Source organism: Paraburkholderia sp. RCC_158 (genome assembly GCF_041355255.1).
Classification (GTDB): domain Bacteria; phylum Pseudomonadota; class Gammaproteobacteria; order Burkholderiales; family Burkholderiaceae; genus Paraburkholderia; species Paraburkholderia graminis.
In genome coordinates this window covers 1-7,432 of the sequence record NZ_JBFUPM010000056.1, presented here as the reverse complement: position 1 = coordinate 7,432, position 7,432 = coordinate 1, and the positions used below count along the sequence as shown (strand labels likewise).

The following is a 7,432-nucleotide window of genomic DNA, read 5'->3' as shown; positions in this document are numbered from 1 at the left end:
CAAACGCGACCACCGACAGGAGCAAAAAGCCGCCTAAATTTAATCGTTGAGGCGACATCTAGCTTGAAATTTACCGCCACCCGGGCTTGCGGCGGAGCATCACACGCGGACTCCGCGCGATGATCAGACGGCGAAGTGCAATCGAGCCAGCCATCGGCCACATGAAGACAGACGGAAAACTCGACAGGAACTGGCTCAAAGGCGCGCTCGGCGATGCGATGAACGCGGTGCTGTGCGGCGCCGGCCACAACCTGCGGATGATCCTCCGGAAGCTGCGGCTTCTTTGTGTCTTCGTTCTCGCTGCCTTGTTCAATCGCAGCGTTGCCGCGGTTCCATCGCCGTAACGCCGGTGGTCGGCAAAACGAATTGTTCAGGACGGACTGCGTACCATCGCAGCCGATCCGAACCATCTGGGCGCGCAGATTGGCGCGACGCTGGTGCTCCATACGTGGGGCTCGGCACTCACACACCATCCCCACGTCCACGGCATCGTCCCCGGTGGTGGCCTGTCACCCGACGGTGAGCGGTGGGTCGCCTGCCAGCCCGGTTTCTTCCTGCCCGTGCGCGTGGCTCTCACGGCTGTTCCGGCGCCGTTTCCTGGAAGAACTCGCAGCAGTGCATCGTCATGGCGAGTTGCGGTTCTTCGGCGAGTACGCCGCGCTCGCCGATCCTGCCGTCTTCGCCCAGTGGCTCGCGCCGCTACGCGCATGTGAATGGGTCGTGTATGCGAAGCGCCCGTTCGCCGGACCCGAGGCCGTGCTCGCCTACCTGTCACGCTACACGCATCGCGTGGCCATCTCCAACCAGCGGCTCGTTGCGCTCGATGAACGCGGCGTGACGTTCCGCTGGAAGGACTGTCGCGCGAAGGGGCGCACCCGCTACAAGACCATGACCCTGGGCGCGCACGAGTTCATGCGCCGCTTCCTGCTGCACGTGCTGCCCGGCGGCTTCCACCGCATTCGCCACTATGGCCTGCTCGCCAATCCCGTGCGGCGGCAGAATCTCGCGAAGATACGCGAGCTGCTGCATGTCACGGCCCCCGGCGCGCAGGCCGCCGCTACCGATGACCCACCCGGCAATCTCCCGCCGCGCTTCATCTGCCGGCACTGTGGTGCGCCGATGATCGTCATCGAGGTCCTCCAGCGCAGCGCACCGATCCGCGCACCACCCGCACAGCGAGCCGCAGCATGAGCGCACGTGTTTCGAGACGTCCAGACCGACCGTCGGCTCTCCGGCAACGGGACCCGATAGCGGACGGTTGCGTCCTTCACATGCATCAGGCGGTTTCGCGCCCTGTGCACCGCCAGGAACGCCGGCCGGACCGCTTCGTCAACGTGCATCCCGTCGACATCCACCCGCTTCGCCTGACCTCACCATCAGCCCGACGTCGCATGCGACCGCTCCAATCCCCATAGCGATACAGGTTCCGGCCGCATCGGGACACTCCGCGGTTTCCTCCATCGGGGTTTGTACGACGCCTGCCCGCATGCTCCTGTGGCGTCCGCCTATGCGCACGGTCAAGGGCAGGCATCCTACAAACCTAAACAATCTCGGCCGACCGCATCAGGCAGAGGTCGGCCCAGCTACGGCCGGTGGCCCGTGCGCCGCCCGACATTTATATCTGCCGTGTCATCGACCGCTGCGGACGCTTACGATCCAATTTCTGTGTCGGTACTTTGTTTTATGTGCTCCGTAGCGAGCTTGCCGGCTTGCGAATCGTATCGACTCAACGATCTTGGTCATTGACGTCTTATGGTTGGTTCGAATCCGGAGTTAGCAACGCACTTCAGCAGCATGAGGTTGAAGGCAGAGAAATCCAGTTTGCTGCCGATGAGGACCAGGACTATGCGCATGGTGCGCAACGGGCACACACCCATTCCATAAAGCGGGCTTGACAGGAGCATTTCTATCGTCTAACACGCTACTTACAGAACGGTTCAGCCGTTGTCAGTAAATCCATAGCGAATGATGAGGCCCGGCAAGGGTTAGCGAAGCACTAGAAAATCGTTTGCTTGCACACTAGTTCAGCTCGGCGAACACGTGCCAAAATTTCGTTTCGCGCCCGCACTGGAGCGAAAACCGGATCGAAGAAGTCGATCGACCATATTTTTACCAGCACCCTCCACAATGCTAAGCAGTCCTTCTAACGTCTAGATCCTTTGTGTACATATCGAAGGGCCGGCACCGGATATCGAAAATTGTCTGTCGCGATCCAAAGCGTAAATTGATTGTCTTGAGGTGTCCGCGCACCCCTTGAATGGAGCGAATCATGTCTTGCTTCTTCGTTGGTATTCGGACCACCGTTGTGGCCGCGGCTCTAGGATTTATCGCAACACCCTTCTGTCTGGCGCAAGAGCAAAACCAGTGTATCGCGGCATGTTTTGATACGCAGCCAAATCAATGCATTGCGCCTCCGCCGCAGGCGGCTAGCGCGCCGCAGGCGGCTAGCGAGCCGACCGCTACCCAATGTCCGCAGCAGCCGCCGACGGACACAACTAAACGCCAGGATGCAATTCAATCCGCACGATACAACATCGGCGCCGCTGAGCTCGCGACCGCGGCGCCATTTTGTGTATACGCCGCCGCCCCTCCCGCGCAGGCTACGTGTGCAGTAATTCTGGGTGGTGCGTCGGGGCTATATTGGTTGATATCCGCATACTACGGGTATGAGGCCGTCGTCGATCCGTCCGACTTCAACTACACCACAATCCCGATACCTGTGCCCGCTCCCTTCGTTCGCGTCGTTTCAGCACTGCCGCCGAAGACGGCGGCCGCAATGAACGCGCTTCTAGCCAATGAGACGACAATGCTTGGGCTGCTGCAGGCTATGTATATGGCCACGAACCGGGCATCCACCGCTGAAGCCGCCGGCGACGTTATCTGGCCGCAGCGGCAACGTCAGGCGCATGCGGCATTTCAAATCAGGTTGGGCGGCCTGTTGCTGGAGGAAGTGAAACGACGGCAGGCGTTGACGGAGGCGTTTCATGCCGAAGGCCTGTCAGCGATTCGGGTCTCCCCGAAGCAGTTCAAGACGTTCCAATCGTCGATCGCCGGCGGCTGGCCGTCAGAGCAGAGGGCACAGTTGGCCAGTTTTGGTGCAGACGACGCGGCCATCGAGACTGCTCGGCAGCTTGCGCTAGCTCTTGACCCGAGGACGGTGGTCGGCCAGTTCCCGGATTTTCTGGTCACTCCGGACTCCCTGGCGCAACTGCGTACATCGAGTTCCGTTTTCAAGGGTATCCGGATCGAAATCGGCGGTCCGACGCACCGCGTTAATCCGCGCGATGGTCAGGTGCTCAAGGTGGAGGTCATTTCGACGCCGACCTTCGATGCCTCGACCATCGACCCGTTGAGCGTTCGCTTTGGACCCAACGCAGCCTCCGAAACCTTCGCGGCATCCTTCGAGCACGCCAATAAGCAAGGCTTGGTCAACCTCGTATTTTACTTCAGGAGCAATGAGACCGGCATTACGTGCGGCGACAGGTCGGCCGTCATCACCGGGAAGCTGGTGAGCGGGGACCGATTTGTGGGTCGAGGCGCTGTGAGAACCGTGGATTGCAACGATGACGATGATGGGGAGCACCACCATGGCGACCATCGGAATGCAGGGCACCATCGTTGGAACCTAGAGGATGAATAGTGTCTGTATCAAGCCGGCACGGTCCACTTGGGACGCTCCCGGCTTGCAACGCTTCATTAGCGATAGGATCGCCTGCTTGATTCGGCTGAGCAAAAAGGAAAATGTTTCTGATTCGAAAGCGAAAGCGAGGGACGCACTCAGTCATGCGCAGCGGCGCGTGATTAACGCTATGGACCCATGCTGCACAGCGGCGCTGGGCGCGCATGTCGAGCAGTGCGATGTCTGCGGCCTCTGCCATAAGCGGTACGCCATCCAAGGTCGCGGTCTGGGGTCGGTCGACCCACTCCCACTGTCGCGTCGATTTAAACACGGGCTTGAGGCGATGCGTTGATGCTTCAGGGACTGGTTGCAGACCTGCTGATTTACGGTTATTGCGTGCCTGCGCGTTGCTGACGCGTAGCCGGGACGCTCTGGGTTCAACCTCGTGTCAATGCAAAACGGGTCTATCACGTCGGCGTGCTAACGGCCTGTTGCTTGAACGCAGTCCTTTCCATGCTCGATGTACCCACCACGACGGCAGAGTCGCGAGGGATATCTGTCGCTCGATGACTTCGAGTCCCGCGCTGTTTCCGACCGCAACGACGCGATTGACGTGGGGATTGTCTGGGCACCCCATGTCACCCCTGATGGACGTTTCGATGCCGCACTGCAAGGCTACGAGGCTGCCCGGGCGCTGCGGCGCGACCCGCGTACCCATCGGATTGCAATCATTGCCCATACCCGCGTTCGACAAAATTCAGGTACGCCGGCATCTGACGGATAGCGAGTTCGATGATTACGTGCAGAAAGGCTGGCCACCCGGCCAGCTGGTCGCGCTGATCACAAAGCTTGACCGGTTATGGGGCGATCCGGCAGCCGTGCCGTACAGGCAAGCCAGCTTCTGGTGACATCTTCCGGCCCGTTTGCGGCCAGCTGCCACACAGGAAGTTCGGACGGTGATCCATCTTTCACCGTTTCTGCAGCGCTGTCTTGGAAACAGGCGCGGCGTTTGCTCGCATTGCTCATCCGGGAACATATGGCCAAAAAGACATGGATACGGCATCGAATGCGCGAGGTATCGCTGTGGTGGCGGCGTCGCTTGGCGGTCTGCAGGCACTCGGAGAAATCCTGTCCTTGTTGCCCACCGATCTGCCGCAAGCATCTTCGTTGTCGTGCATATTGGGGCGTGGCCCAACCGGCTTTCCGAAATTGTTCCGGCTGACTGCCTGCTGCCGGTCATGCATCCACGGGACGGCCAGCGCATCGCCCGGGCGACGGTCTATGTGGCGCCCCCTGACCGGCACATGCTGATGCGCCACGGCGTGATCGTTCTGTCGACCGGTCCCAAGGAAAACTTTGCGGCGCCCGGCCGCTGCCCCCCTATTCCGTTCCGCAGTCGTCGAGTATGGCCTCCGTGCGATCGACGTTATCCTGACTGGAAAACTTGACGATTTCTGGGCGAAGCCGAAGTTCAAATGTCCGCGCAACCTCGCGCAGCCTGCCGGCGTATGGCAGCTGGATACCGGCGACCAGGAAATCGGAGTCATCCGATCTGAGTACCGCCGGCTTGAGCGGCACATCCATCATCGCATGACCAAATTTCGTGACCGGTCGCGGTGATCATCTTCCTTCGCGCGTGGCGCCGTCCGAAGTTGCCGTTACGGCAATCGAATGAACGGGCTATTCAGCAACGGCGAGTCCTGGAAGCGCTCAGGCATTCGCTCTCGAAGGAATTGCTGAATCCGGCTCGACGTTCGAGAGACTTTGAGTTCGGTGATCATCGACAAGGTTGCGCCAGCTGACAGCGTCACGCTCTGGTTGGTCAGCGGATTGAAGCCTGCAAACGAAACGACGGGAAGGATCGTGACCTGACCGAACGGGGGCGGAGTCTCGGTGATTGAGCCATTGACGATATAGGCCACTGTTGTGCCAACGACGTCGAGCCCGCTGTAATCCGGGACTTCAAGATTGGACTGAGTTGGCTTGAATCCGAGACCGGTCAACAAAAGCGACACGGCAGCGCCGCTTTTGTTCTGAATGTCGACCTTCTCCGAAATGCGGGAATTGAGCGTTCCAGCGGTATCGCCATCGACTGTGTAGACGATTCCGCCAAGCACGGTGCCCGTCCCCGCACCCGTGGCGTAGCCCAGAAGCGGACCCTGCGCATGTATCTGATTGGTGCTGACGTGTGCATCCGAATGTATGTGTCCAATGTCGAGGAATGTCGAAGGGCCAGACGGATAGATCAATATTCGCCGCCCGTCCACAGTCCATTCGAGCGTTCTGACAAGCTGCACCGGATCGCCCGGCGTGTTGAGGTTGTATATCGGATCGTCCCGGGTGACTTTCAGGGTGGAGTTGTTGTTCGAAATGGTCACTTGATCGGCCAGAGTGAGGCCGGGAATAGCCAAGAGACCTAATAGATACAGTATCGCTCGCATTTCAGCCTCCGTCGATGTCCACGGCTGTCGCAGGAAAGAGTAGAGCTGCTCTTCTGGGTGAAGCCAACGCCTCGTGTGGGATCGCCTTAATTCGAGCGCGCGCACGAGATCGAGGATAGGTTTGAGGAGGCTGTTAGAGCCTTACTATTCTGTTCAGAAACTCCTTCGGATCGCTGCGCTTAGCGGCGTGGTCGCTAACGAAACGGTAGTACATCGATCATAAATTACAAGAAAGCAGCGCTGCCTTCCGATCGCGTTATCGCTAAAGCACGAACGTTCAACACCGCACCGCCATTACGATCACCACACGCTGTTTCGCCGACCAGCCTTTTCGGCAAGACGTTCGTTACGTTGAGTTCGGGCGTCCCGCCGACACAGGCGGTGGGAAGGGTGGTGGACTCATTCCGTAGGATAACCATTGCCTTCTCGGCAAAGTCTGACATCCCGTTTGAAAGGTAAGCGCGCAATTCAGCACACCGCAGTGATCGGCGAATCTGCACGAATGCAATAGTTACGGATCAGGCTGGGTGACGTGCTGCAGGCGCGAGCTTCGCGAAGTTGAATGGCAGCAGATCGGTGACATCGACGTCCGGGGAGCGCTGCGGCAGTTCGGTGAGTACGTGCAGGAGATAGGCATACGGCTCGACGTTGCAAGCGCGGCACGTGAGCATCAGACTGTAGACCATTGCACTGGCTTTCGCGCCAGCGACAGTGTCGCTGAACATCCAGGCGTTTCTGCCTGTGCAGAATGGACGGATGTCCCGTTCGATGACGTTATTGTCAACCGGGGCTCGCCCGTCGTTCACATAGCGGCTCAGGTATTCCCACTGATTGCGGGTGTACGAGATCGCGCGGCCCAGCAGGCTCTCGGGTAGCACATGAGGCGCCTGTTCATCGAGCCACGTTCGCAAGGCATCAAGCAGTGGCACGCTGTGCTGCTGGCGCAACCGGTATGTGTGCTCGACACGCGTTTCGCCTTGCGGCGGATCGGCTTTGGCCAGCGTCTCGACCTGATACAGCGCCTTGAAGTATTCCAGTGCCTGCGCTGCGCGCCCGGGTTTCTTCATGCCCTTGAGGGCGTCCACAAAGGCGCGCCGCGCGTGCGCGAGACAGCCGAAGTGCGTTGGGCCTTCGATCGTGCGCCAGGCGGCATACCCGTCAGTCATCAGCAGTCCCTGATAGCCATCAAGGAACGCCCGGGGATACTGCTGTCCCCGACCAGGCTGGTAGTCAAATAGTACGACTGGCTCCGTGCAGTCTTCGGCACTACGGTAAGTCCACATGTACGACGTGCTCTGCGCCGCGCGACCGGGCTCCTTGAGCACCTGCACCGTCGTTTCGTCACCGTGGATGAGCGCCTGCGCCAGCAGCG

General features: G+C 59.8%; 5 protein-coding genes and 2 pseudogenes. 5 read left to right on the top strand and 2 right to left on the bottom strand.

Annotated features, from left to right (window positions below; translation table 11 throughout):
* Positions 1-77: 77 nt before the first annotated feature.
* From AB6809_RS35980 to AB6809_RS35960, 5 genes and pseudogenes are all read left to right on the top strand, one after another.
* A pseudogene (locus AB6809_RS35980) lies at positions 78-344 on the top strand (IS5/IS1182 family transposase); the annotation flags it as partial.
* An 18-nt stretch (positions 345-362) separates the two neighbouring features.
* Positions 363-1,191: pseudogene (locus tag AB6809_RS35975) on the top strand (transposase); the annotation flags it as partial.
* Positions 1,192-2,269: 1,078 nt separating this feature from the next.
* Positions 2,270-3,640: a hypothetical protein gene (locus tag AB6809_RS35970; protein ID WP_371028579.1), complete on the top strand. Its 1,371-nt coding sequence runs from the start codon at positions 2,270-2,272 to the stop codon at positions 3,638-3,640.
* A gap of 638 nt (positions 3,641-4,278) precedes the next feature.
* Positions 4,279-4,527, top strand: coding sequence for a hypothetical protein (locus AB6809_RS35965; protein WP_371028577.1), 249 nt, complete (start codon positions 4,279-4,281; stop codon positions 4,525-4,527).
* A 48-nt stretch (positions 4,528-4,575) separates the two neighbouring features.
* Positions 4,576-5,067 (top strand): chemotaxis protein CheB, encoded by a 492-nt coding sequence (locus AB6809_RS35960; protein WP_371028576.1) that lies wholly within the window; start codon positions 4,576-4,578, stop codon positions 5,065-5,067.
* Between the two features lie 210 nt (positions 5,068-5,277).
* Here AB6809_RS35960 and AB6809_RS35955 read toward each other — a convergent pair whose 3' ends face one another.
* Together AB6809_RS35955 and AB6809_RS35950 are read right to left on the bottom strand one after the other, a co-directional pair.
* Positions 5,278-6,060 (bottom strand): hypothetical protein, encoded by a 783-nt coding sequence (locus AB6809_RS35955; protein WP_371028574.1) that lies wholly within the window; start codon positions 6,058-6,060, stop codon positions 5,278-5,280.
* A 518-nt stretch (positions 6,061-6,578) separates the two neighbouring features.
* Positions 6,579-7,432, bottom strand: an 854-nt coding sequence (locus tag AB6809_RS35950) for an IS66 family transposase (protein WP_371028573.1), incomplete at its 5' end; no start/stop codon positions are given.